At 64.5% G+C, this 22,313-nt stretch carries 20 protein-coding genes; 3 read left to right on the forward strand and 17 right to left on the reverse strand.

Annotated elements, in window-relative coordinates; translation table 11 throughout:
* Positions 1 to 798, forward strand: coding sequence for a polyphosphate--glucose phosphotransferase (ppgK, locus tag JOF47_RS10525; protein WP_209997525.1), 798 nt, complete (start codon positions 1 to 3; stop codon positions 796 to 798).
* 77 nt (positions 799 to 875) lie between these two features.
* Here the strand turns inward: ppgK and nrdR are convergent, their stop codons facing one another.
* Together nrdR and hisD are read right to left on the reverse strand one after the other, a co-directional pair.
* A complete protein-coding gene (gene nrdR, locus JOF47_RS10530) occupies positions 876 to 1,364 on the reverse strand; it encodes a transcriptional regulator NrdR (protein ID WP_209997526.1) in 489 nt (162 codons plus the stop codon).
* Between the two features lie 139 nt (positions 1,365 to 1,503).
* The gene (gene hisD / locus JOF47_RS10535; RefSeq protein WP_209997527.1) at positions 1,504 to 2,868 is read right to left on the reverse strand and encodes a histidinol dehydrogenase; all 1,365 of its coding nucleotides are present in this window, start codon (positions 2,866 to 2,868) and stop codon (positions 1,504 to 1,506) included.
* A gap of 161 nt (positions 2,869 to 3,029) precedes the next feature.
* Here hisD and JOF47_RS10540 point away from each other — a divergent pair, with 161 nt between their 5' ends.
* Both JOF47_RS10540 and JOF47_RS10545 read left to right on the forward strand, forming a co-directional pair.
* Complete coding sequence (locus JOF47_RS10540; RefSeq protein WP_209997528.1) at positions 3,030 to 3,527, forward strand: SRPBCC domain-containing protein; 498 nt, start codon at positions 3,030 to 3,032, stop codon at positions 3,525 to 3,527.
* A 77-nt stretch (positions 3,528 to 3,604) separates the two neighbouring features.
* On the forward strand, positions 3,605 to 4,108 hold the full coding sequence (locus JOF47_RS10545; protein ID WP_209997529.1) for an SRPBCC family protein: 504 nt from the start codon (positions 3,605 to 3,607) through the stop codon (positions 4,106 to 4,108).
* A gap of 62 nt (positions 4,109 to 4,170) precedes the next feature.
* Here the strand turns inward: JOF47_RS10545 and dnaE are convergent, their stop codons facing one another.
* The 15 genes from dnaE to JOF47_RS10620 form a co-directional block, all read right to left on the reverse strand.
* Positions 4,171 to 7,737, reverse strand: coding sequence for a DNA polymerase III subunit alpha (gene dnaE, locus JOF47_RS10550; protein WP_209997530.1), 3,567 nt, complete (start codon positions 7,735 to 7,737; stop codon positions 4,171 to 4,173).
* 98 nt (positions 7,738 to 7,835) lie between these two features.
* A complete protein-coding gene (locus JOF47_RS10555) occupies positions 7,836 to 8,774 on the reverse strand; it encodes an RluA family pseudouridine synthase (RefSeq protein ID WP_209997531.1) in 939 nt (312 codons plus the stop codon).
* Positions 8,771 to 9,301, reverse strand: coding sequence for a signal peptidase II (gene lspA / locus JOF47_RS10560; protein ID WP_377738797.1), 531 nt, complete (start codon positions 9,299 to 9,301; stop codon positions 8,771 to 8,773). The genes JOF47_RS10555 and lspA overlap by 4 nt, the downstream gene beginning before the upstream one ends.
* A gap of 165 nt (positions 9,302 to 9,466) precedes the next feature.
* Complete coding sequence (locus JOF47_RS10565) at positions 9,467 to 10,150, reverse strand: DivIVA domain-containing protein (RefSeq protein ID WP_209997533.1); 684 nt, start codon at positions 10,148 to 10,150, stop codon at positions 9,467 to 9,469.
* A 214-nt stretch (positions 10,151 to 10,364) separates the two neighbouring features.
* The gene (locus tag JOF47_RS10570; RefSeq protein ID WP_209997534.1) at positions 10,365 to 10,670 is read right to left on the reverse strand and encodes a YggT family protein; all 306 of its coding nucleotides are present in this window, start codon (positions 10,668 to 10,670) and stop codon (positions 10,365 to 10,367) included.
* Between the two features lie 21 nt (positions 10,671 to 10,691).
* On the reverse strand, positions 10,692 to 11,225 hold the full coding sequence (locus tag JOF47_RS10575; RefSeq protein WP_209997535.1) for a cell division protein SepF: 534 nt from the start codon (positions 11,223 to 11,225) through the stop codon (positions 10,692 to 10,694).
* Between the two features lie 195 nt (positions 11,226 to 11,420).
* Positions 11,421 to 12,071: a purine nucleoside phosphorylase YfiH/LACC1 family protein gene (locus JOF47_RS10580; protein WP_245356337.1), complete on the reverse strand. Its 651-nt coding sequence runs from the start codon at positions 12,069 to 12,071 to the stop codon at positions 11,421 to 11,423.
* A 90-nt stretch (positions 12,072 to 12,161) separates the two neighbouring features.
* Positions 12,162 to 13,322: a cell division protein FtsZ gene (gene ftsZ, locus JOF47_RS10585; RefSeq protein WP_209997537.1), complete on the reverse strand. Its 1,161-nt coding sequence runs from the start codon at positions 13,320 to 13,322 to the stop codon at positions 12,162 to 12,164.
* Positions 13,323 to 13,521: 199 nt separating this feature from the next.
* A complete protein-coding gene (locus JOF47_RS10590; protein WP_209997538.1) occupies positions 13,522 to 14,274 on the reverse strand; it encodes a cell division protein FtsQ/DivIB in 753 nt (250 codons plus the stop codon).
* Complete coding sequence (gene murC / locus JOF47_RS10595) at positions 14,274 to 15,674, reverse strand: UDP-N-acetylmuramate--L-alanine ligase (RefSeq protein WP_209997539.1); 1,401 nt, start codon at positions 15,672 to 15,674, stop codon at positions 14,274 to 14,276. The genes JOF47_RS10590 and murC overlap by 1 nt, the downstream gene beginning before the upstream one ends.
* 4 nt (positions 15,675 to 15,678) lie before the next feature.
* Complete coding sequence (gene murG / locus JOF47_RS10600; protein ID WP_209997540.1) at positions 15,679 to 16,809, reverse strand: undecaprenyldiphospho-muramoylpentapeptide beta-N-acetylglucosaminyltransferase; 1,131 nt, start codon at positions 16,807 to 16,809, stop codon at positions 15,679 to 15,681.
* Positions 16,810 to 16,907: 98 nt separating this feature from the next.
* Positions 16,908 to 18,197, reverse strand: a complete 1,290-nt coding sequence (ftsW, locus tag JOF47_RS10605; protein ID WP_209997541.1) for a putative lipid II flippase FtsW — start codon at positions 18,195 to 18,197, stop codon at positions 16,908 to 16,910.
* A gap of 12 nt (positions 18,198 to 18,209) precedes the next feature.
* Positions 18,210 to 19,721: a UDP-N-acetylmuramoyl-L-alanine--D-glutamate ligase gene (gene murD, locus JOF47_RS10610; RefSeq protein ID WP_245356339.1), complete on the reverse strand. Its 1,512-nt coding sequence runs from the start codon at positions 19,719 to 19,721 to the stop codon at positions 18,210 to 18,212.
* 2 nt (positions 19,722 to 19,723) lie between these two features.
* Positions 19,724 to 20,827: a phospho-N-acetylmuramoyl-pentapeptide-transferase gene (gene mraY, locus JOF47_RS10615; protein ID WP_209997543.1), complete on the reverse strand. Its 1,104-nt coding sequence runs from the start codon at positions 20,825 to 20,827 to the stop codon at positions 19,724 to 19,726.
* A complete protein-coding gene (locus JOF47_RS10620) occupies positions 20,824 to 22,302 on the reverse strand; it encodes a UDP-N-acetylmuramoyl-tripeptide--D-alanyl-D-alanine ligase (protein ID WP_209997544.1) in 1,479 nt (492 codons plus the stop codon). Before JOF47_RS10620 ends, mraY begins: the two co-directional genes overlap by 4 nt.
* Between the last annotated feature and the right edge of the window lie 11 nt (positions 22,303 to 22,313).

Raw genomic sequence — 22,313 nt, forward strand, 5'->3', positions numbered from 1 at the left:
ATGTCTAATAGCGCGCAGGATCCAGCAACCATTGCCATCGGAATCGACATCGGCGGCACGGGCATCAAGGGCGGCATCGTCGACCTGGCCCGGGGCAAGTTGATTGGCGACCGTTTCCGGATCGACACCCCCAAGCCGGCCACGCCGGCCGCAGTTGCGGAGGTCGTGGCCCAAATCGTTGAGGAGCTTTCCTCCCGCGAGGATGCACCGGCGGCCAACACCCCGGTGGGTGTCACCTTCCCGGCGATCATCCACCGCGGGGTGGCCCGCTCGGCCGCCAACGTGGACAAGTCGTGGATCGGAACGGATGTCGATTCGCTGCTCACCGAACGTCTGGGCCGCCCTGTCCACGTCATGAACGACGCGGATGCAGCCGGTCTGGCCGAGGTCCGCTACGGCGCCGGACACGGCGTCGACGGAACCGTCCTGGTCATCACGCTGGGCACCGGCATCGGTTCCGCGCTGATCCACAACGGCGTGCTGGTGCCCAACGTCGAGCTGGGCCACCTGGAAATCGATTCCGCGGTTGCCGAGACCAAGGCCTCGGCCTCGGCGCGCGAACGCGATGACCTGTCCTGGGATGAGTATGCAGAGCGCTTGCAGCGGTTCTTCTCCCACGTGGAGTTCTTGCTCTCTCCCAGCCTGTTTGTGATCGGCGGCGGCATCTCCAAGCGGGCCGGCGACTACCTTCCGAAGATTTCGGTCAATGCCCCGATGGTTGTTGCTTCCTCGAAGAACAATGCCGGAATCGTCGGTTCGGCCCTGCAATCGGTGATTTCCGAGCAGCTCGCCGTCTGACCTCCACACGCGAAACGGGTGGTGTTCCCGGGATTTTTGCCCCGGAACACCACCCGTTTTCTTTAGTTCAGCTAATGCTATTTGGCGCCCAGCGGGCGCTGTTTGCCCGTCGGGCGCTCTTCGCGTTCGCGCCGCAGCTTGTCGATGGCCTGCTCGAAATCCTTGAGCGATTCGAACCCCTGGTAGACGCTGGCGAACCGCAGGTAGGCCACCTCGTCCAGGCGCTGAAGCGGTGCCAGGATGGCCAGCCCAACCTGGTGCGCGTCGATTTCCGCGGCCCCGCTAGAGCGCACGGTTTCCTCGACCTCCTGGGCAAGCACCGCCAAGTCGTCGTCGGTGACGGGACGGCCCTGGCAGGCCTTGCGCACGCCGTTGATGACCTTGGCCCGGCTAAACGGTTCCGCGACACCCGAACGCTTGAGCACGTTCAGGCTCGTGGTTTCGGCGGTGGTGAACCTGCGTCCGCAGGCCGCGCATTGGCGGCGGCGGCGAATTGCCGTGCCGTCGTCGGTGAGCCGGCTATCTACGACACGCGAATCGGTATGCCGGCAATACGGACAGTACACGGCACTCCTTCTTTGGGGTCTTTGGCGAAACACATGAGTGCTTCGCTTCAGTTTAGAACCATATATAGCCTAATCACAACATTGTCATTACCACATGTAGTGGCTTGCGTCACTTTAGCGCGCTGATGGCCGACGATTTTCAGGCGTTGTCGAAACGAATTGCGACGGCGTCGCCGTGCGCGGGCAGGTCCTCGGCGTTGGCCAGGGCAATCACGTGCCCGGCCACCTCGCTTAACGCGGCGCGGTCGTAGTCGATGACCTGGATTGCCTTCAGGAACGTGTTCACGTTCAGGCCGGAGGCGAATGCCGCGGTTCCGCTGGTCGGCAGCACGTGGTTGGACCCGGCGCAGTAATCCCCGAGGCTCACCGGTGAGTGCGAACCGACAAAGACGGCACCGGCAGCGGTGATGCGCTCGGCAACGCCAGCGGCGTCCATCGTGTGGATTTCCAGGTGTTCGGCGGCGTAGACGTTGCACACGGCGATGCCGGATTCCAGGTCGTCGACAAGGATCACTGCCGACTGGTTTCCGCCCAGGGCAACCCGCACCCGTTCGGAGTGCTTGGTGGTGTTGCACCGGGTTTCCAGTGCCTCGCGCACGGATTGTGCCAGTTCCGGGGAATCGGTGACCAGCACGGCCGCGGCGTTCGGGTCATGCTCGGCCTGGGAGATCATGTCGGCGGCAATGTAGCCGGCGTTGGCCGTGGCATCGGCCAGGATCGCGATTTCGGTGGGGCCCGCCTCGGCGTCGATTCCGACAACGCCCTTGACCAGTCGCTTGGCGGTTGCGACAAAGAGGTTCCCGGGTCCGGTGACAACGTCGACCGGCTCGATCGCCAATGTAGCGTCTTCACCCTCGGCAACCGGCACGCCGTAGGCAAGGGCCGCGATCGCCTGGGCCCCGCCCATGGCGTGGACCTCCTCCACGCCAAGCAGCTGCGCGGCGGCCAAGATAGTGGGGTGCGGCAGTCCGCCGAATTCCTTCTGCGGCGGCGAGGCGATGGCCAGCGAGCCGACGCCCGCGGCCAGGGCGGGGACCGCATTCATGATCACGGAGCTGGGGTAGACGGCCAGGCCGCCGGGCACATACAGGCCCACGCGGCGCACCGGAACCCAGCGCTGGGTCACCGTCGCGCCGGTGGCGTAGCGGACTTCGCTGCTCCCCGGCACCTGTTCCGCGGCGAAGGCGCGGGCGCGGGCGATGGATTCCTCAAGCCCCGCGCGGACCTCCGGGTCCAGTTCCACGAGGGCACGAACCATGGCCTCGGCCGGCACGCGGGTGTGGGTCTGGGTGACGCCGTCGAAGCGTTCCGCCAGCTCGCGCAGGGCGACGAACCCCTCGGCACGGACGCGGGCGATGATGCCTTCGACGGCCTCGGCGGCCGTGGCGAAATTCAGCTCGGGCCGCGGCAGCACCGCCTTGAGGCTCGCATGGTCCAATGCGGCACCCCGCAGATCAAGGTCTTGGAGCGCGGAAAAGGTCTGGGGGCTGGCGTTGCTAGTCACTGCACCAGTTTATAGGGTCGGCGAGCCGGCGCCATGAAAAGTGCGTAGCCGCCCCCTTAACAATCGAAACGACACTCCCGCGTTCGGGCGCGCTTCCCCCGGCGCATCCCGGTGCCATAGTCTGCACCTAGCATGAACATACACATCAGAAGGGAAACCCCATGCCACAGCCACATGGCGGCTTCGAGGCATCACCGACCGGATTGCGCATCGTGATCGAACGCGAGGTCGGGTTCGGCCTGGAGGAAATCTGGGACGCATTCACCACACCCGAGGGCCTCGAGCCCTGGGTGGGGGTCCTTCGCGGAACCCGCGAGGCGGGCGACCTTCAATTTTCCATGGTCGAGGGCGGGCAGGAGGCTTCGCCCGCGAACCTGCGGATCCATCGTTGCAGGGCACCGCACGAACTGTCCTTCACCACGGACAGCGAATACGGCGCGTGGAACCTCGGGCTCGAATTGTCCAGGCAGGACGGGGTGAGCACGATTCGCTTCATCCAGGACCTCGGCCTGACCGACGATCCGAGCACCATCGGGCCGGGTTGGGAATACTACGTCCAGCGGGCGATTGTTTCGCTGGAGGGCGGCGACGTCGAATCGGTCAAGTGGGACGACTATTACCCTGCCCTGGCTCCGGCCTACACGAGGGCGTCCGAATAGGTCACGTCCTTCCACGGGGACCGTCTCCTGCCCTGGACCTACACAATTTCACCAACCACCCGCAGGAGGGCAAGCCCATGACACAGGCCCATGGCGGCGTCGGGTTTTGGTTCCCCTCTGGTGGCCGGCGCATCGTCATCGAGCTCGATGCGGAGTACGACATCCGTGACATCTGGGAAGCCTCCACCACCGCCGAGGGCCTCCGTTCCTGGGTGGGGATCCTGCGCGGGAACGCGGACAGCAGCGACCTGCGGTTCGCGTTCCTCGAGGAGGGGTTGGAAACGGCGGCCGGGAGCGTGAACATCCAGCACTGCAGGCCTCCATACAACTTCCTCGTGACTGTCGAGACCGAACAAGGGGCATGGCATCTTGGCCTGGGCCTTTCGCGCCGGCCGGGAACGAAGAAGATCACGTTCATCCATGACCTCGGGCCGTCGGATGACCCCAGCACCATCGGGCCGGGTTGGGAGTACTACCTGCAACGGTTGCTCGTGCACCTGGCGGGCGGAGACGTCGAATCGGTCAAGTGGGACGACTACTACCCCGCTCTGGCTCCGGCATACGCGAAGGCGCCCGAGTAGTCCCCCACAAGTTGGGGAGCACTCGGGCGCCTTCCGCATACCGCTAATTCGTCAGCTTGGCCTTAGCCGTCCAGGCAGGTCGGGCCGAGCAGCACCTTCAGGTCGCCGAAGAGCGCGGAGTTGGGGTTGACGCGGTACTCCATGCCCAGGCGCATCAGCGAGGTGCCGCGGCTGCCGTGCAGCTTCACACGCACCTCGGTGGTCCCCTGGTGCACGCGCAGCACGTCGCCAAGCGCCGACACCACGTCCTCGGTGGCCTTGTGCGCGGCCATCGAGATCACCACGGGTCCGCTTTCCCCGTCTTCTCGGATCTCGGGAACCGTGAGTTCCTGGGCGTTGAGCGTGATCGAGCCGTCGTCGCGTTTCTGCACACGCCCCTTGACCACAACGATCAGGTCCTCGGCCAGCACGTTGGCGATCGGCGCGTAGGCGTTGCCGAAGAACATTGTCTCCATGGAACCCGACAGGTCCTCGATCTCGCAGCGGGCGTACGGGTTGCCCGACTTCTTGGCGATCCTGCGCTGCAGCGAGGTGATCATGCCGCAGATCGTGACGGTGTGCCCGTCCTGCGGGCCGTCGTCCGAGAGCACCTGGGTGACGGACATGTCGGCGTTCTGCTCCAACAAACCGCCCAGGCCCTTGAGCGGGTGGTCCGAGACGTAGAGTCCGAGCATGTCGCGTTCGAAGGCGAGCTTGTCCTTCTTTTCCCAGTCCGGCATGTCCGGCACGGAGACCGTCATGCCCGATGCGACCGACGGGTCGTCGAACGCACTGAAGAGGTCGAACTGGTTGGCCGCCTCGTTGCGCTTGACCGCGATGACCGAGTCGACGGCCTCTTCGTGGATCGCCACCAGAGCTCGGCGGGCGTGTCCCATGGAGTCGAAGGCGCCCGCCTTGATCAGCGATTCGATGGTGCGCTTGTTGCAGACCACCGCCGGGACCTTTTGCAGGAAGTCCGAGAAGTTCTCGAAGTTGCCCTTTTCCTTGCGGGCCTCGACCATGGCGTTGATGACGTTGGCGCCGACGTTGCGGATGGCGCCCATGCCGAAGCGGATGTCCTTGCCCACAGGGGTGAAGTTCAGCGCCGATTCGTTCACGTCCGGTGCCAGAACGGTGATGCCCATGTGGCGGCATTCGTTCAGGTACATGGCCGTCTTGTCCTTGTCGTCGGCCACGGAGGTCAGCAGCGCCGCCATGTACTCGGACGGGTAGTGGGCCTTGAGGTACGCGGTCCAGTAGGAGATGACGCCGTAGGCTGCCGAGTGCGCCTTGTTGAAGGCGTAGTCGGAGAACGGAAGCAGGATGTCCCAGAGGGCCTTCACGGCCTCCATCGTGAACCCGTTGTCGATCATGCCCTGGGAGAAGCCGGCGAACTGCTTGTCCAGCTCGGATTTCTTCTTCTTGCCCATGGCGCGGCGCAGGATGTCTGCCTGGCCCAGCGAGAAGCCGGCCAGCTTCTGCGCGATGGACATGACCTGCTCCTGGTACACGATCAGACCGTAGGTCCCGCCCAGGATCTCCCGCAGCGGTTCCTCCAGGGTCGGGTGGATCGGTGTTTCTTCCTGGAGCTTGTTCTTGCGCAACGCGTAGTTGTTGTGCGAGTTCGCGCCCATCGGGCCTGGGCGGTAAAGCGCGAGCACCGCGGAAATGTCTTCGAAGTTGTCCGGGCGCATGAGCTTGAGCAGCGAGCGCATGGGCCCGCCGTCGAGCTGGAACACGCCGAGCGTGTCGCCGCGGGCCATCAACTCGTAGGCGCCGGCGTCGTCGAGTTCCAGGCGTTCAAGGTCCAGGTCTACATCCTGGTTCGCCTTCATGTTTTCCAGGGCATCGGAAATGATGGTGAGGTTTCGCAACCCCAGGAAGTCCATCTTGATCAGCCCAAGGCCTTCACAGGTTGGGTAGTCGAACTGGGTGATGACCTGGCCGTCCTGGATGCGGCGCATGATCGGGATGACGTCGATGATCGGGTCCGAGCTCATGATGACGCCGGCGGCGTGCACGCCCCATTGGCGCTTCAGCCCCTCGATGCCCTTGGCGGTCTCGAAGACGCGCGCGGCCTCGGGGTCGGTGGCGACCAGCTGGCGGAAGTCCCCGGCCTCGGAGTAGCGCTTGGACTTGGGGTCCTCGATGTCGTTGAGCGGGATGTCCTTGGCCATGACGGCGGGCGGCAGCGCCTTGGTCAACGATTCGCCCATGGAGAAGGGGTAGCCCAGCACGCGCGAGGAGTCCTTCAGCGCCTGCTTGGTCTTGATGGACCCGTAGGTCACGATCATCGACACGCGTTCGTCGCCATACTTTTCGGTCACGTACCTGATGACCTCCGAGCGGCGACGATCATCGAAGTCGACGTCGAAGTCGGGCATGGAGACACGTTCCGGGTTCAGGAAGCGTTCGAAGATCAGCCCGTGGACCAGCGGGTCGAGGTCGGTGATGCGCATGGCGTAGGCAACCATGGAACCTGCACCCGAACCACGGCCGGGTCCAACGCGAATGCCGTTGTCCTTGGACCAGTTGATGAAGTCGGCAACGACCAGGAAGTAGCCGGGGAAGCCCATCTTGATGATGACGTCGAGTTCGAAGTCCGCCTGCTTGCGCGAAGCCTCCGGGACGCCGTTGGGGTAGCGGTAGTGCATCCCCTTGTCGACTTCCTTGATCAGCCAGCTGGTTTCGTCCTCGCCCTCCGGGCAGGGGAAGCGCGGCATGTAGTTGGCGCTGGTGTCAAAGGAGACTTCTGCGCGTTCGGCGATCAGCAGGGTGTTGTCACAGGCATCGGGCATCTCGCGGAAGAGGTGGCGCATCTCGGCCGGGCTCTTGAGGTAGTAGCCGGACCCCGAGAAGGCGAAGCGTGAACCGCCCTGGTCATACGTCGGCTCATCGAGGGTGGAACCGGAGTTGATGGCCAGCAGGGCCTCGTGGGCCTTGGCATCGTGCTCGTGGGTGTAATGCAGATCGTTGGTGGCAACCCTCGGGATGTTCAATTCCTTGGCCAGGCGCAACAGGTCCTGGGTGACGCGGCGCTCGATGTCCAGCCCGTGGTCCATGAATTCGCAGAAGTAGTTTTCCTTGCCGAACAGGTCCTGAAACTCTGCGGCGGCGGCCTTGGCCTCGTTGTACTGGCCGAGGCGGAGCTTGGTCTGGATTTCGCCGGAGGGGCACCCTGTCGTGGCAATGATGCCCTCGTGGTAGGTGTTGAGCAGGTCGCGGTCCAGGCGCGGGTACTTGCCGAACACCGAATCGAGGGAGGCGATCGATGAGGCCTTGAAGAGGTTCTTCATGCCGGTGTTGTTGTAGCTCAGCAATGTCATGTGCGTGTAGAGGCCACCGCCGGAGACGTCGTCGCGCTTCTGGCTTTCGTCGGTGCGCCACTTGACACGCGTCTTGTCGTCGCGTGCGGTACCTGGGGTCACATAGGCCTCGATGCCGATGATCGGCTTGATGCCGGCCTGGGTTGCCTTGTTCCAGAAGTCGAAGGCACCGAAGAGATAACCGTGGTCGGTGGTTGCCAGTGCGGTCATCCCAAGCCGGTTGGTCTCTTCAAAGAGTTCTGTCAGACGTGCAGCACCGTCAAGCATTGAGTATTCGGTGTGCGTGTGAAGGTGTACGAATCCATCGCGATTAGAGCTAGCCACCGATCCAGTCTAGGCGCTCTTGTTGGCTGCCGCTGGCGTCTTGCCGGGGATGTGAAAAGTGGCACCTGTTGTCTTCAACAGGTGCCACTCAAAACGACCTAGAATTCGCCGTCCCGCAACATTTCCAGCGCGTTGTTCAGGTCCATCGGGTAGTCGCTGCTGTACTCGACCCATTCACCCGAAACCGGGTGGAAGAAGCCAAGCGTTTGCGCGTGCAGCCACTGGCGGGTCAGCCCGAGGCCCGCGGCCAGCTTCGGGTCTGCGCCATAGGTCTGGTCTCCGACACACGGGTGGCGGAAGGCACTGAAGTGCACGCGGATTTGGTGGGTCCGGCCCGTTTCGAGTGTCACCTCAACGAGCGAGGCCCGGCCGAAGGCCTCAAGGACCTTGTAGTGCGTGACGGAGTCGCGGCCTTCTTCAAGGACGGCAAACTTCCAGTCGTGGCCGGGGTGGCGGCCCAGCGGCGCATCGATCGTGCCCTGCAGTGGTTCGGGCAGCCCCTGGACCACTGCGTGGTAGACCTTCTTGGGGGTGCGTTCCTTGAACGCTCGCTTCAGCGCGGTATATGCCCGCTCGGTTTTCGCCACGACCATCAGGCCGCTGGTCCCGACGTCGAGCCGGTGCACAATGCCTTGGCGTTCGGCGGATCCCGAGGTGGAAATCCGGTATCCTGCGGCAATCAGGGCACCGACGACGGTGGGCCCGACCCAGCCCGGGGACGGGTGCGCGGCGACACCAACGGGCTTGTCGATGACGACGTAGTCATCGTCGTCGGCAATGATCTTTAGGTCTTCCACGAGTTCTACCCTGATTTCTAGTGGGTCCGGCCGAACCGGAAGGTAAACGTCGACCTGTTCCCCGGCAATGGTCTTGCGCGATTTGCCAACGATCTTGCCACCGGCCTTGACGTTGCCTTCGGTGCAAAGCAGCGCGGCCTGTGAACGTGAAACGCCAAGCCGCTCCGCCAGGAACGCGTCCAGGCGGAGATTGGCTTCCTCGGGTTCGACCAGGAATGTTTCTTCTCGCCCCTGGCTCATTCGTTGCCCGGCGCTTCGGGTTCCGCCTCGGTGCGGTTCTTCGTCTTCTTGCCGTGGGCCGCGCGCGAGCCATCGATTTCCCTGCCCGTGAAAAGAAGCAGGCAAATGCCGATCATGGAGCAGACAATGAACATGTCCGCCACGTTGAAGATCGCGAAATTTGGAAGGGCGATGAAGTCCACGACGTGGCCGTGGCCAAAGGACGGTGGCCGGAAGAGCCTATCCGTCAGGTTGCCGGCGACTCCGCCCATCAGGCCGCCCAGTGCCAGCGCCCAGGGCAGCGAACCGATCTTGCGCACCAGGAAGATCGCCACGTACACGAGCACCGCGGCCTGGATGATGGTGAAAATCCAGGTCACGCTTTCCCCCATGGAGAAGGCGGCTCCCGAGTTTCGGATGAAGTACCAACGCAGCAGCGGCGGGAATACATCTATCGCTTGGCCCTCATACATGTTGCTTACAACAATACGTTTGGTGACCTGATCCAATACCAAGGCAATCACTGCCAGTGCGGTGGTCAGCAGAATCAATTGCTTCTTGGGTCCACCAAGGATTCCAGATGCTCTCGAATCCTGTGGCGCTGGTGGTACGGAACTGTTTTCCATTATGTCCTTTAACGCATTGTTGGCGGTCGGGATATCCCGACCGCCAACAATCTTAAGCCATCAATATGTGAGGCAGGGATTGGCAGGTTAGCCGTTGTCCTTGGAATCGGCAGAATCCATGGAGCCCTTGGCCTCAAGGTCGCGCAGCTGACCCTCAATGTAGGTCTTCAGACGTGCACGGTAGTCACGCTCGAAGCCGCGCAGTTGCTCAACCTTGCGCTCAAGAACAGTCTTCTGCTGTTCCAGGGCGGAAAGTGTCTTACGGCTCTTCTCCTCGGCGTCGGATACAAGGCTGTTGGCCTCGACCTGGGCCTCGGCAATGATCTTGTCACGCTGTTCAACACCGGCCGACACGTACTCGTCGTGCAGGCGCTGTGCCATGGCGAGAACGCCGGCGGCTGATTCCGCCGTTGTGGCGGAAGACGGAGCTGCAGGAGCTGCTGCCACAACCTTTGCCGGCTCGGCGGCCTTCGGGGCCTCGGCAGCGCGGGTTTCTTCCTTCTTCGCTTCTGCTTCCTTTGCCTTGGCCTTGTCGGCTTCGGCTGCCTTGGCGGCGGGCGCCGCTGCAACGGGAGCTGGCACAGCCAGGTCGCCGTCGGTAACGCCGGCTTCGCTCAGGCGGCGACGCAGTTCATCGTTCTCCTGCGTCAGACGACGTAGTTCGACAACGATCTCGTCTAGGAAATCGTCAACTTCATCCTGATCGTAGCCTTCGCGGAACTTAGTTGGCTGGAATCGTTTGTTGACTACATCTTCTGGCGTGAGAGCCATCTGGTCACCTCGATACTTGGTTCTCTCCCCGAACCGCTGATGTGCGGCCCGAGTACACTTACCGTTTATTGACACGCTAACCGGCGCAGTCGTTGTGCCTAACGCGTCAACACTATAACGACTGAACCACTAATGACTAAATCTAACGAACATTCCAGCAGGAATTCTCATTAGTTGCCACTTGTCGCGGCCTACTTCAGCTTCAATTGAAGCATTAACCCACAGCCGCCATTCGACCCAAAGAACCGACGGCCAATTTCAGAAAAATGACGACAAGGAACAATATTATGAACGCCAGATCCAGGCGGATTCCCCCGATATCGAGCGGCTTCACGCGGGACCGGAGCCAGCGCATGGGTGGATCCGTGGTCCGGGCGATCATCGAAACCGCCACCAGGGCCAGCCCTCGAGGGCGCCAGGAGCGGGCAAATGATTCAGTGATGTCCAGCACGATGCGCAGCAAGAGCATGACTTGCAACACGGTAAGCACTATATAGAGCAGTGCGAAGATAAGCTCCACGTTGTATACGAACCTTTGCCGCTAGCTCTGGTTGAAGAACGTGGCTTGGTCTTCGGACTGCTTCTTGTCCTCACCCAAAACCTCGACGGTGGAAGGTGAGAGCAGGAACACCTTGTTGGTGACCCGCTCGATGCTCCCGTGCATCGCAAAAACAAGCCCGGCCGAGAAATCAACAAGTCTCTTGGCATCGGCTTCACCCATGTCCGTGACATTCATGATGACAGGGATGCCGTCACGGAAGTTCTCGCCAATGATTTTTGCATCATTGTATGAACGTGGGTGAACCGTAGTGATCTGACGCAATGAATCGTCCTCGTCCCGAGCTGAAGGCGCGCGCTTGATGGGTGTTACCGGAGCCCGGTATTCGTTTTCAATGACAGGTCGCGGGGCAACTGGTGCCGCCGGAGCAGGCTGGACGGCAACCGGTTCCTCGTGAAGAGGCTCAACTACGCGAACTTCTTCACGCGCTTCGATGTCACGCTGCTCCGTCTCGAAGTTCTCGTCGCCTTCGGCGAGTCCGAGGTAGATCATTGTCTTGCGCAGTGCGCCAGCCATGGTCTTCTCCTTTTAATCGTGCGGTCGGCTTTGCCGGCCGCAAGTCTCTCCGCTAATTCGACGCTACCGCACCATTCGGCGGTGCCCGAGCACATCGGATACTTCGCGTCGGTGTGTCGCAATGTGGCTTTCGCCGCCACAACAACTCCGTGCTGACTTCGGCCAGCCCCAAGGAGCTGGATCTTGCGGGAATTCCTACGTGCCTGACCAAACCAGACCGGCCAACCGGCCGGTGTCCGGGTTTTGCCGGTAGGAGAAGTAGTCTTCGTTTTCGAAAGTGCAAACACCGCTTTCCGTCACCATGACCCCGAGCGATTCAAGCTCCCGGCAGGCCTCGCCCGGCAGGTCAAGGCCGGTGCTGCCCCAACGGGTCGCACAGGCAATGCCGGGGCGCAGGCTTTCGGACTCTTCGGCCATTTGCTGTGGGACTTCGTAGCAGGAACCGCAGATTGACGGTCCGATCCACGCTTCCAAACTCGTGGCGCCGTGGGATTCCATCCGCGCCACCGTGTTGGACAGTATCCCATCCAGCAGGCCGCGACGTCCGGCGTGTGCCACCGCGCTGATCGCGCCCGACGCGGAGGTGCCGGTGAAAACTACGGGGACACAGTCGGCGACCATGACGGCCAATGGCTCGAGGGCATGTGGCGATACCAGCGCATCGCAGGTGGCGGTGTTTGAGGGAACCGGCGCTCCCGCGACGGTAACGACATCCGCCGAGTGGACCTGGTCCATGTAGGTGAAACGTGTTCCACCCAGACCCAGGCCTTGTTCCAGACCGCGACGCCGCAGCAGCACGGCGTCACGATCATCCGGAACATGGAATGCGAGGTTGCCCTGTTCCATTGAAGTGAAAGCAATTTGCAGGCTTGGAGCCAATGCGGATTGGTAACGCAACATAGGACCGGGCAACTCCCCCATCAGGTGATTTGCTTTTTACTTCAGGAAATCCGGGACATCCAGGTCATCGTTGGTGGCCGAAAGGTCCGGCTCGACGATGGCTGGGAGTTCCTCGAATGCGGGCTCCACCGTTGCCACTGCTGCGCGAACTTCCTCGCGCACCGGTGCAACAAAAGGAGCCTGCGGAGCCGCTGCAGGGGCAGCCGGGACCGTGCGGGCCGGCAGTGCGGCCTGAGGCGCGCTGGTCACGTCCACCTGGTCGAAGCCTGCGGCGATGACGGTGACGCGGGCTTCGTCACCCAGGGCGTCGTCAATGACGGCGCCGAAGATGATGTTCGCCTCCGGGTGGGCCACTTCCTGCACGAGGCGGGCTGCCTCGTTGATTTCGAAGAGGCCCAGGTCCGATCCGCCCTGGATGGAGAGCAAGACGCCGTGGGCACCGTCGATCGACGCCTCAAGCAGCGGCGAGGCGATGGCGAGTTCCGCGGCCTTGACGGCACGGTCCTCCCCACGAGCCGAACCGATGCCCATGAGGGCCGAACCCGCACCCTGCATGACCGACTTCACGTCGGCGAAGTCAAGGTTGATCAGGCCGGGGGTGGTGATCAGGTCGGTGATACCCTGGACGCCGGAAAGCAGCACCTGGTCGGCCTGGCGGAAAGCGTCAAGCACCGAAACGTTGCGGTCCGAGATCGAGAGCAAACGGTCGTTCGGGATCACGATCAGGGTGTCGACTTCGTCGCGCAGTGCTTCGATGCCGGCTTCGGCGGAGTTCGCACGGCGGCGGCCTTCGAAGGTGAACGGACGGGTGACAACACCAATGGTCAGTGCGCCGAGGCCGCGAGCGATGCGGGCGATGACGGGCGCGCCACCGGTGCCGGTGCCACCACCCTCGCCTGCGGTCACGAAGACCATGTCCGCGCCGCGGAGTACTTCTTCAATTTCCTCGCCGTGGTCTTCGGCCGCCTGGCGTCCCACATCGGGGTTGGCGCCTGCGCCAAGTCCACGCGTGAGTTCGCGTCCAACGTCGAGCTTGACGTCTGCATCACTCATGAGCAGTGCCTGCGCATCAGTGTTGATTGCAATAAATTCGACGCCTCGCAGGCCAACTTCGATCATGCGGTTGACGGCGTTGACGCCACCACCGCCGATGCCGACGACCTTGATGACGGCGAGGTAGTTCTGTGGAGCTGCCACGTCCTGATTCCCTTGTTCGATGTGCTGCTGACCGAGGAAGCTCAACCGGACCAACGTTAACCCTCAACTGGAAGGTTATAGTTATGTCAAGCAACCGCTGTTAAAACGCTATGGTTCGTGGTTCGCACATGCAACAACCAAGGCCGCGTGTCGCCCCAAAGTCGTTGAATTTTCTGTGTTTTACACGTTTGGCGGACCGTTACCGGGCCACCGGGTGTTGCGGGCTGGAAATGTCGTACACCTTGATCGATGACTCCTCATCCTTCGGGGCCCCTAAAAGAGCCTCGAGGACCTTGCTTTTCAGCGCGGAGTCCTGGTCGTTACCCCAGATTACCAAGGTGTCGTCCTTGAGCTTTAGCTCAATGAAGTCCTTGCTCGTGGCCGTTGCGTGATCCACAGCCGCCAATAGTGTATCCGGTAGTTCCGAAAGAACTTGGGTAAGCGTCGAAAACACCTTGGGGTTGTTAATCACGGCACTGGATCGAACCGTGGGAAGCTTGGGCTTGTCCTTCTCCCCCAGCACCGCCAGAACCCGGCCGTCGGCACCCACCAACGAGCGCTTCGAGCCGTCCTTCAGGACCGCCACCGGATGGTGCTCAATGATCTGGATTCTCAGGGTGTCGGGAACCTCGGCCTGCACGATCGCGTCCTTGACCGCCGGCTGCCCGCCGAGCAGGTCCATGACCCGGCCGGTGCCCACGCGCGCCAGTGGCACCCCGTGCAGCGGCTCCAACGCCTGTTGGAGGTCCTTTTCCTTCACCAGCGAGTTTCCCTCGACCTGGATGTTCTTGATGGCCAGGATCGGCGAGAAGCTCAGCACCAGCACCAGCGCAACGACCACGGCAGCGACAACCGAGATGCCGATGATCCAGCGCCTTCGGGTGCGCAGCCGGGGGTCGGGCGGCAGGTCCACGACATTGGACCCGCCGGCACGCTTGGGCTTGGCGACCATCAGCTACCCAGGCGCGTGCGCAATTCCGCCAGGATCGCGCTCCCCTGCTCGGTGACGTCCCCGGCGCCGATCGTCATGATGACATCGCCCGGCTTGGCGCATGCGGCAACCACCGAGGCGGCCTGCCCCGTGGAAACCAAGCCACCGGCGGTGTCCAGTTCCTTGGTGACAAGTTCACTTGTCACGCCCGGGATCGGGGTTTCGCGTGCCGGGTAGATCTCGAGCACGTACGCGGTGTCGGCCAGCGAAAGCGCTTGGCCGAACTCGCGGTGGAACTCGTTGGTGCGGCTGAACAGGTGAGGCTGGAAAAGCACGTGGACGGCACCGGTTCCCGCGACGGCGCGGGCGGCACGCAGGGCAGCCAGGACCTCGGTCGGGTGGTGGGCGTAGTCGTCGTAGACCCGCACGCCGCCGGCCTCGCCGCGGAAGTCGAAGCGCCGCGCGGCGCCGGTGAAGGCGCCCAGGCCCTCGACTGCGGCTTCCGGGTCCAACCCGCAATCCAGCCCCACCGCGAAGGCGGCGGCGGCGTTGAGCAGGTTGTGGTTGCCCGGAAGCGCGATTTCCAGGTCGGTTTCCTGGCCGCTGCCCCATTCCAGGGTGCAGGCAAAACGGTTGTCCCGCGGATGCGCATCGAGCAGGCGGCGGTCGGCGTCCTCGGAGAAGCCGTACGTCTGCACGCGCAGGTCCGGGCGCTCGCGGCGCATGCGGGCGGCCAGGGCCCGGGAGCCCTCGTCGTCGGCGCAGCAGATGAGCAGGCCGTCGGCGGGCAGCAGCGAGGCGAAGGCGTGGAACGACTGGTGGACCGCCTCGACCGAGCCGTAGTGGTCAAGGTGGTCTGCCTCGATGTTGGTGATCACCACGACGTCGGGCTGGTAGTTCATGAACGAGGCGTCGGATTCGTCGGCCTCGGCGACAAAGACCCGTCCGGCACCGTACTCGGCGTTGAAGCCGAGGCTGGCGATGTTGGCGCCGATCGCAAAGGTCGGGGAAATCCCCGCCTCGCGCAGCATGAAGGCGATCAGCGACGTGGTTGTGGTCTTGCCATGGGTGCCGGCCACGGTGATGACGTGGTGGCCCTCCATGGTCGCGGCCAGTCCCTGGGAGCGGTGCAGGATCCGCAGGCCGCGCGAGACGGCCTCGTCGTATTCCGGGTTGCCGGCCTTGATGATCGAGGAGATCACCACGGTGTCGGCATCGCCCAGGTTTTCGGCCGCGTAGCCGACGTGGATGCGCGCCCCGGCCTCGCGGAGGTCGTCGAGCACCGGAAGTTCCTTGGCGTCGGTTCCGGAGACCGTCAGTCCGCGGGCCAGCATGAGCCTGGCAACCGCCGAGACCCCCACGCCGCCGATGCCCATCAGGTGGACTTTGCCGAGTTGGTCGAGAGTATGTAATTCCTGCATGTGACTAGCTTCCCATGACGGCGGGGCGCGGAGGGGTTTGGCGTCCCAGTGAGTCAAGAATCATTGCCGCCATGACCTCGGCCGCATCGCTGCGTCCCTGGCTGGAGGCGGCCTTGCCCATCCGCTCCAGCGCGGCGTTGTCCAGCAGCAGCGGAATCACCGTGGTGGCGACGTATTCCGGGGTGAAATCGGCATCCGCGACCAGCAGCGCGCCGCCGGCGGCGACCAGGTCCGCGGCGTTCAACCGCTGTTCGCCGTTGCCGATCGGCAACGGGACGAGCACCGCGGGGGTGCCCGCGACGGCAAGCTCGCACACAGTTCCGGCGCCCGAGCGGGCAACCATCAAGTCCGCGGCGGCGTAGGCCTGGTCCATGGAGTCGACGTATTCGACCTGGCGGTAGCCCGGGGCCGCCAGCGGGTTGCCCTCCCCGTCCAGAACGACCTTGTCGCGCCCGGTGATGTGAAGGACCTGGATCCCGGCCGCGGACAGGTCGGCAAGGCTCCCGGCGATCGCGGCGTTCACCGACGCCGCGCCGGAGGAGCCCCCGGTCACCACCAGCGCCGGGACGCCGGGGGCAAGGCCAAGGGCCTCGCGGGCGCCCTCGCGCAGGGCGGCTCGGTCCATCGTGGCGATGTTGCCGCGCATCGGCATGCCGACGACCTTGGCGCCAGGAAGCCCGGTGCCGCCGAAGGCCGCACCGACACCCTGCGCGTACCTCGCCCCGACCTTGTTCGCCAGGCCGGCGCGCGCGTTGGCCTCGTGCACGAAGATCGGCAGCCTGCGCTTCCTGGCCGCCAGGTAGACGGGGGTGCAAACGTAGCCGCCGACGCCCAGCACCGCCTGTGCACCCGCGTCATCGAGGATCCTGCCGGCGGCCTTGATGGCGGCGGAGAAACGGAAGGGGAGCTTCAGCAGGTCCATGGACGGGCGCCTGGGCATCGGGACCTTGGCGATGGTGCGCAGCTCGTAGCCCGCCTCCGGGACCAGCCTGGTCTCCAAACCGCTGTCGGTGCCGACCGCGGTGATCTCGGTGCCGGGTGCCATCCGGCGCATGGCGTCGGCAATCGCAATCATCGGGGAAACGTGTCCGGCGGTGCCGCCGCCGGCAATCACCACGCGTAAGTCTTCAGTCATCTATGCCTTGCACTACTTTCGGTTCTCAAGCTTTGGCGCCGCGCCCCGCGACAGGCCCCGGGGGCCCGTGGAAACGGTGGCGGGCGCAAGCGATGTGGTTAGTTGGCCTTGGTGCCGCGGAGCTTGGCCATGAGCCCCGGGAGCGTGCCCGGTGTCGCCCGGCCCTGCTTGCCCATGCGTTGTTCGCGGGCAAAGGACAGCACGACGCCGATGCCCAGGAACGTGGCCAGCAGGGCCGAGCCGCCGGAGGAAATGAACGGCAGCGGCACGCCGATGACCGGGAGCAACCCGATGACCATGCCGATGTTCACGAACGCCTGGCCGACGATCCAGGCCATGATGCCGCTGACGGCCACCCGCCCGAAGAGCGTTTCCGAGCGCACGGCAATGCGGAACATGGCCACGGCCAGCATGGTGTACAGCAGCACCACGAAGAGCGTACCGAGCAGGCCCATTTCCTCGCCGAGCACTGCGAAGATGAAGTCGTTCTGGGCCTCGGGGATGTGCGACCACTTTTGCCGTGATTGGCCCAGGCCCACGCCCAGCCAGCCGCCGGAAGCCAGTGCGTAGATCCCCTGTTCGGCCTGGTAGCAATAGTCCTGGGCATCGGCGGCGCAGCCGAAGAGCCAGGCGGTGACGCGCCCCAAACGGGTAGGGGCCACGGCCACTGCAATGGCCAGGCCGACGGCCGCCACGCCCGCGCCGATGCCGAAGATCTTGGCGGGCGCGCCGCCGACGAACATCACCACCACCAGGATCAGCGCCAGCACCATGGCGGTGCCCAGGTCCTTGCCGATCATCACCAGCAGGAGCATGAGTCCGCCGAACGGCGCCAGGAGCGGCACCACCGCGTGCTTCCACTGGCCCATCAGGTGTGCCTTGCGTTCAACGACCGCCGCGCCCCACAGCGCCATGGCGGCCTTCGCGAACTCGGAGGGCTGCACGGAGAAGCCGCCGATGATGAGCCAGTTCTTGTTGCCGTAGATTTCCTCGCCGAAGACAAGCACCATCATCAGCAGGACCGTGGCGATCCCCAATGCCGGCCAGGCCAGCACCTTGAGCTTGTCGGTGGGCAGCAGCTGCAACGCGCCCATGCACAACAGGCCGAAAACGGCCCACATGGCCTGCTTGCTGAAGTCGTCGAAGGGCGACTTGTTCCGGGCGATGGCCTCCACCGAGGAGGAGGAAAGCACCATGATCAGGCCCAGGAGGGTCAGCGCCAGCGTGCTGCCCAGGACTACGTAGTAGTTGATCTGGGCGCCGCGCAGCGACGGGTCTTCGAGCCTCGAAAACAATTTGGCTAGTCCGCGCGGTTCACGGCCCCGGCCGGGCTTGACCGCTTTTCCGGCGCCGCCCTTGCCGCGCGGGGCCTGTGTTTTGCCGCTCACGACTGCTCCTTACTACTTGGTGTCTTCTCCCATGAGGGCGCGAACCGCGTCGATAAACGCGTTGCCCCGCTGTGCATAGGAGGAGAACTGGTCCATCGAGGCCGCCGCCGGTGCCATGAGCACCGTGTCTCCGGCCTCGGCGATCGCCGCAGCCTGGTTCACGGCCTCGGCCATCACGGCCCAGCCGTGGGCCGATCCGGTTGCCTCTTCTCCAGTTTCGCGCACGGCGGTCATGATCACCGGCACCTGCGGCGCGTGTCGTTCCAATGCCTCAACGAGCTTCGCGGTGTCGGTTCCGATCACCACCACGGCCTTGAGCCGCTTGGCATGGGCTTTCACCAGGTCGTTGTAATCAACGCCCTTGGAAAGCCCGCCGGCGATCCACACCACGGAGCCGAAGGCGCCCAGCGAGGCGCCGGCGGCGTGCGGGTTCGTCGCCTTTGAATCGTTGATCCACAGCACGTCGTCGCGCCGTGCCACGGCCTGGATGCGGTGGTCCCCCGCATCGAAGTTGCTCAGCCCCAGCGCCACGGCCGCGGGTTCCACGCCGTAGGCGCGGGCCAGCGCCGCGGCGGCCGCGGCGTTGGCGGCGGTGTGCCGCGGGACGACCTCGCCGATCTGGTCCAAGGGCACGAGCTCGGCCGCCGAGTTGCGGCGGTCCTCGATGAACGCGCGGTCGACCAACAGGTCCTCGACCACTCCGACCATGCTCAGCGACGGCACGCCCGTGGTGAAGCCGACGGCACGGCAACCCTCGATGACGTCCGCGTTTTCGACCATGGCCTCGATCACGCGCTCATCGGCGTTGTAGATCGCGGCCACGCGGGTGCGCTCGTAGATCTTGGCCTTGTCGGCCTTGTAGTTCTCGAACCCGCCGTGCCAGTCCACGTGGTCCTCGGCGATGTTCAGCACCACGGAGGCCAACGGGGAGATGGTGTGGGTGAAGTGCAGCTGGAAGCTGGAGAGCTCCAGGGCGATCACGTCGAAGCCCTCGGGGTCGCGGATCGCGTCAAGGATCGGGGTTCCCACGTTGCCCGCGGCGATGGCGCGCAGGCCCGCGGCCTTGAAGATCGACTCGGTCATGCCCACCGTGGTGGTCTTGCCGTTGGTCCCGGTGATGACTACCCACTCGGCGAGCTTGCGGCCCTCCTTGGTGCGCACGCGCCAGGCGAGTTCGACGTCGCCCCAGATCTCGATGCCCGCCTCGGCGGCCGCGGCAAGCATCGGCTGGCGCGGGTTCCACCCGGGCGAGGCGATGACCAGCTGCGGGGCCTCGCCATTGATGCGCGGAAGCGTGTCGGTGTGCGCGGCGCCCAGCAGCACGTCGGTTGCCCCGACGATCTTCAGGGTGTCGGCACGCGAACGGTTCACCTCGGTGTCGGCCCCGTCGACGACCACCACGTGGGCGCCGAGTTCGATCAGGGTGTCGGCGGCGGAGAAACCGGAAAGGCCCAGGCCGGCCACGACGACGCGCAGCCCGGCCCAGTCCGATTCCCAGCGGGTCAGCTTGGAAAGATCGGCCATTGTCACAGTCCCACGACCCATTCGGAATAGAAGATGCCCATGCCCGCGGCGACAAAGAGCCCGCCGAGGATCCAGAAGCGGACCACGACGTTCTCCTCGGCCCAGCCGGAGAGCTCGAAGTGGTGCTGCAGCGGCGCCATCTTGAAGACGCGCTTGCCGCCGGAGAGCTTGAAGAAGCCGACCTGGATGATGACCGACAGCGCGATCATCACGAACAGGCCGGCCAGCACGACCAGCAGCAGCTCGGTGCGGGAAAGGATCGCGAACGCTGCCACGGCCCCGCCGATGGCCAGCGAACCGGTGTCGCCCATGAAGATCTTCGCGGGCTTGGCGTTCCACCACAGGAAGCCGATCAGGGCACCGCAGAGGATCGCGCCGAGCAGCGCCAGGTCCATGGGGTCGCGCACCGTGTAGCAGACGTTGCCGGATCCCGGCAGCCCGCAGGCCTGGTTGTTCTGCCAGATGCCGATCAGCGTGTAGGCGCCGAAGACCATGATGGAGGCGCCGGCGGCCAGGCCGTCGAGCCCGTCGGTGAGGTTCACGCCGTTGGTGGTGCCGGTGACGATCAGGTTGGACCAGAGTACAAACAGGATCAGGCCCGCCAGCGGCCCGGCGAAGGCCAGGTCGATGTTGGTGTCGCGCACGAAGGAAATCGCGGTCGACGCGGGGGTCAGCCCGTTCTGGTTGGGGAAGTTCAGCGCGAGCACGGCGAAGCCGATGCCGACGGCCGCCTGCAGCACGATCTTTTCCCAGGCGCGCAGGCCCAGCGAGCGCTTCTTGGCGATCTTGATGAAGTCGTCAAGGAAGCCGACCAGGCCCATGCCCGCGAAGAGCAGCAGCGCCAGCAGGCCGCTGGCCGTGACGCCGGAGGTGGCCCGCCCCATGAGGGTCAGGATGCCGTGCGTGAGGAAGTAGCTCAGGATCACGGCCAGCACGATGATGACGCCGCCCATGGTCGGGGTGCCCGACTTGATGGCGTGGCTGGTCGGCCCGTCGTCGCGGACCACCTGTCCGTACTGCTTCTTGGTCAGCAAGCGGATGAAAATGGGCATCGTGGCCATGGTAAAGACCAGGGAAATGCCGGCTCCCATGATTAGGGCAATCACTGCGCCGAGCCCTCCTTTGCGGTGCGGACACCGTTGTTGGTTTCTGCGATCTGGTCGCCCAGGTGGCGCAGTCCGGAACCGTTTGACGACTTGAAAAGCACGATGTCGCCCGGGAGCAGGTTGTCGTTGAGGATCTCGGCGGCGGCGTCGGCGTCTTCGGCGAAGTACGCCTCGTCGCCCCAGCTGCCCTCGAGGACCGCCGAGTTGTAGGCGGCCTTGGCGCCGCGCCCCACAACCAGCAGCTTCTTGATGTTCATGCGGACCGCCGCGCGGCCCAGCAGGTCGTGCTCGTGGATCGAGTCGCTGCCGAGTTCGAGCATTTCACCCAGCACGGCCCAAGTCCGGCGAGCGACGCCCGACTCGTTGGGCAGGCCGAGTTCGGCGAGGGTGACGAGGGCGGCACGCATCGAATCCGGGTTGGCGTTGTAGGCATCGTTGATGATGCTCACGCCGTCGGCACGTTCGGTGCGTTCCATGCGCCAGCGGCTGGCAGGGCCGAGGCCCTGCAGCGTTGCGGCGATCTGCGCGCCCTCGACGCCGAGGTACTCGGCAACGGCGGCCGCGGCAAGGATGTTGGTGATGTGGTGGCGTCCGATCAGGCCCGAGCGCACGGGGAATTGCGACCCGTCGCGCAGCACCAGCGTGAAGACCGGATGCCCGTTGGCGTCGACCTCCGCATCGCGTGCCCACACGCCCACGGCGGTCGCATCCGCGTTGCGCTGCACACCGAAGTTCAACACCGGCGCGATCGTGCGCAAAGCCATGGCGGCGACCAGCGGATCGTCAAGGTTCAGCACGGCGAGGCCGTCGGCGGGCAGGGATTCGACCATCTCGCCCTTGGCGATCGCGATGTTCTCGACGCCGCCGAACTCGCCGGCGTGTGCCGAACCGACGCCCAGCACCACCCCGACCTCGGGGTGGACCAGATCGGTCAAGTAGTTGATGTGCCCCACGCCGGTGGCGCCCATCTCGACCACGAGGAACCTGGTGTCCTCGGTGGCGCGGAAAACCGTCAGCGGAACGCCGACCTCGCCATTGTAGGAACCGACCGGCGCCACGGTGGGACCGGCGGTGGCCAGCAGTTCGGCCAGTAGGTCCTTCGTCGTGGTCTTGCCCGCGGAACCGGTGATGCCGACGACCCGCAGGCCGTTGCGTTCCTTGAGCCGGGCGACGATGGCCGCGGCGATTTGGCCCATGGCGATGACGGCATCGGGCACGATGACGGCCGGGTGCACCGAGCCGTCGGGCGCGGTGGTTTCGCGCTCGGCCAGGGCCAGCAGCGCACCGCGGTCCATCGCGGCCTGCACAAAGTGGTGGCCGTCGGAGGCTTCGCCGGGTTTGGCCACAAAGAGCCAACCCTCGTTGCACTCTCGCGAGTCGGTGGTGACCCCGCGGACCTGGTGGTCGGCAGAGGCCGTGGAAGTGAGTCGCCCGCCCGTGATTTCGGCGATTTCGGCGGAAAGAAGATCAATCATGACAGGTAGGA

This window comes from Paeniglutamicibacter kerguelensis (assembly GCF_017876535.1).
Taxonomy (GTDB): domain Bacteria; phylum Actinomycetota; class Actinomycetes; order Actinomycetales; family Micrococcaceae; genus Paeniglutamicibacter; species Paeniglutamicibacter kerguelensis.

Bases quoted from the DNA above. Each gene is read 5' to 3' on its own strand.
- JOF47_RS10555 (WP_209997531.1), bottom strand. From the start codon at position 8,774: ATGAGCCAGGGGCGAGAAGAAACATTCCTGGTCGAACCCGAGGAAGCC.
- JOF47_RS10575 (WP_209997535.1), bottom strand. From the start codon at position 11,225: ATGGCTGGCGCACTGCGCAAGACAATGATCTACCTCGGACTCGCCGAA.
- JOF47_RS10565 (WP_209997533.1), bottom strand. From the start codon at position 10,150: ATGGCTCTCACGCCAGAAGATGTAGTCAACAAACGATTCCAGCCAACT.
- JOF47_RS10545 (WP_209997529.1), top strand. From the start codon at position 3,605: ATGACACAGGCCCATGGCGGCGTCGGGTTTTGGTTCCCCTCTGGTGGC.
- murG (WP_209997540.1), bottom strand. From the start codon at position 16,809: ATGACTGAAGACTTACGCGTGGTGATTGCCGGCGGCGGCACCGCCGGA.
- JOF47_RS10540 (WP_209997528.1), top strand. From the start codon at position 3,030: ATGCCACAGCCACATGGCGGCTTCGAGGCATCACCGACCGGATTGCGC.
- ppgK (WP_209997525.1), top strand. From the start codon at position 1: ATGTCTAATAGCGCGCAGGATCCAGCAACCATTGCCATCGGAATCGAC.
- murD (WP_245356339.1), bottom strand. From the start codon at position 19,721: ATGGCCGATCTTTCCAAGCTGACCCGCTGGGAATCGGACTGGGCCGGG.
- JOF47_RS10580 (WP_245356337.1), bottom strand. From the start codon at position 12,071: ATGGAACAGGGCAACCTCGCATTCCATGTTCCGGATGATCGTGACGCC.
- murC (WP_209997539.1), bottom strand. From the start codon at position 15,674: ATGCAGGAATTACATACTCTCGACCAACTCGGCAAAGTCCACCTGATG.
- JOF47_RS10590 (WP_209997538.1), bottom strand. From the start codon at position 14,274: ATGGTCGCCAAGCCCAAGCGTGCCGGCGGGTCCAATGTCGTGGACCTG.
- JOF47_RS10620 (WP_209997544.1), bottom strand. From the start codon at position 22,302: ATGATTGATCTTCTTTCCGCCGAAATCGCCGAAATCACGGGCGGGCGA.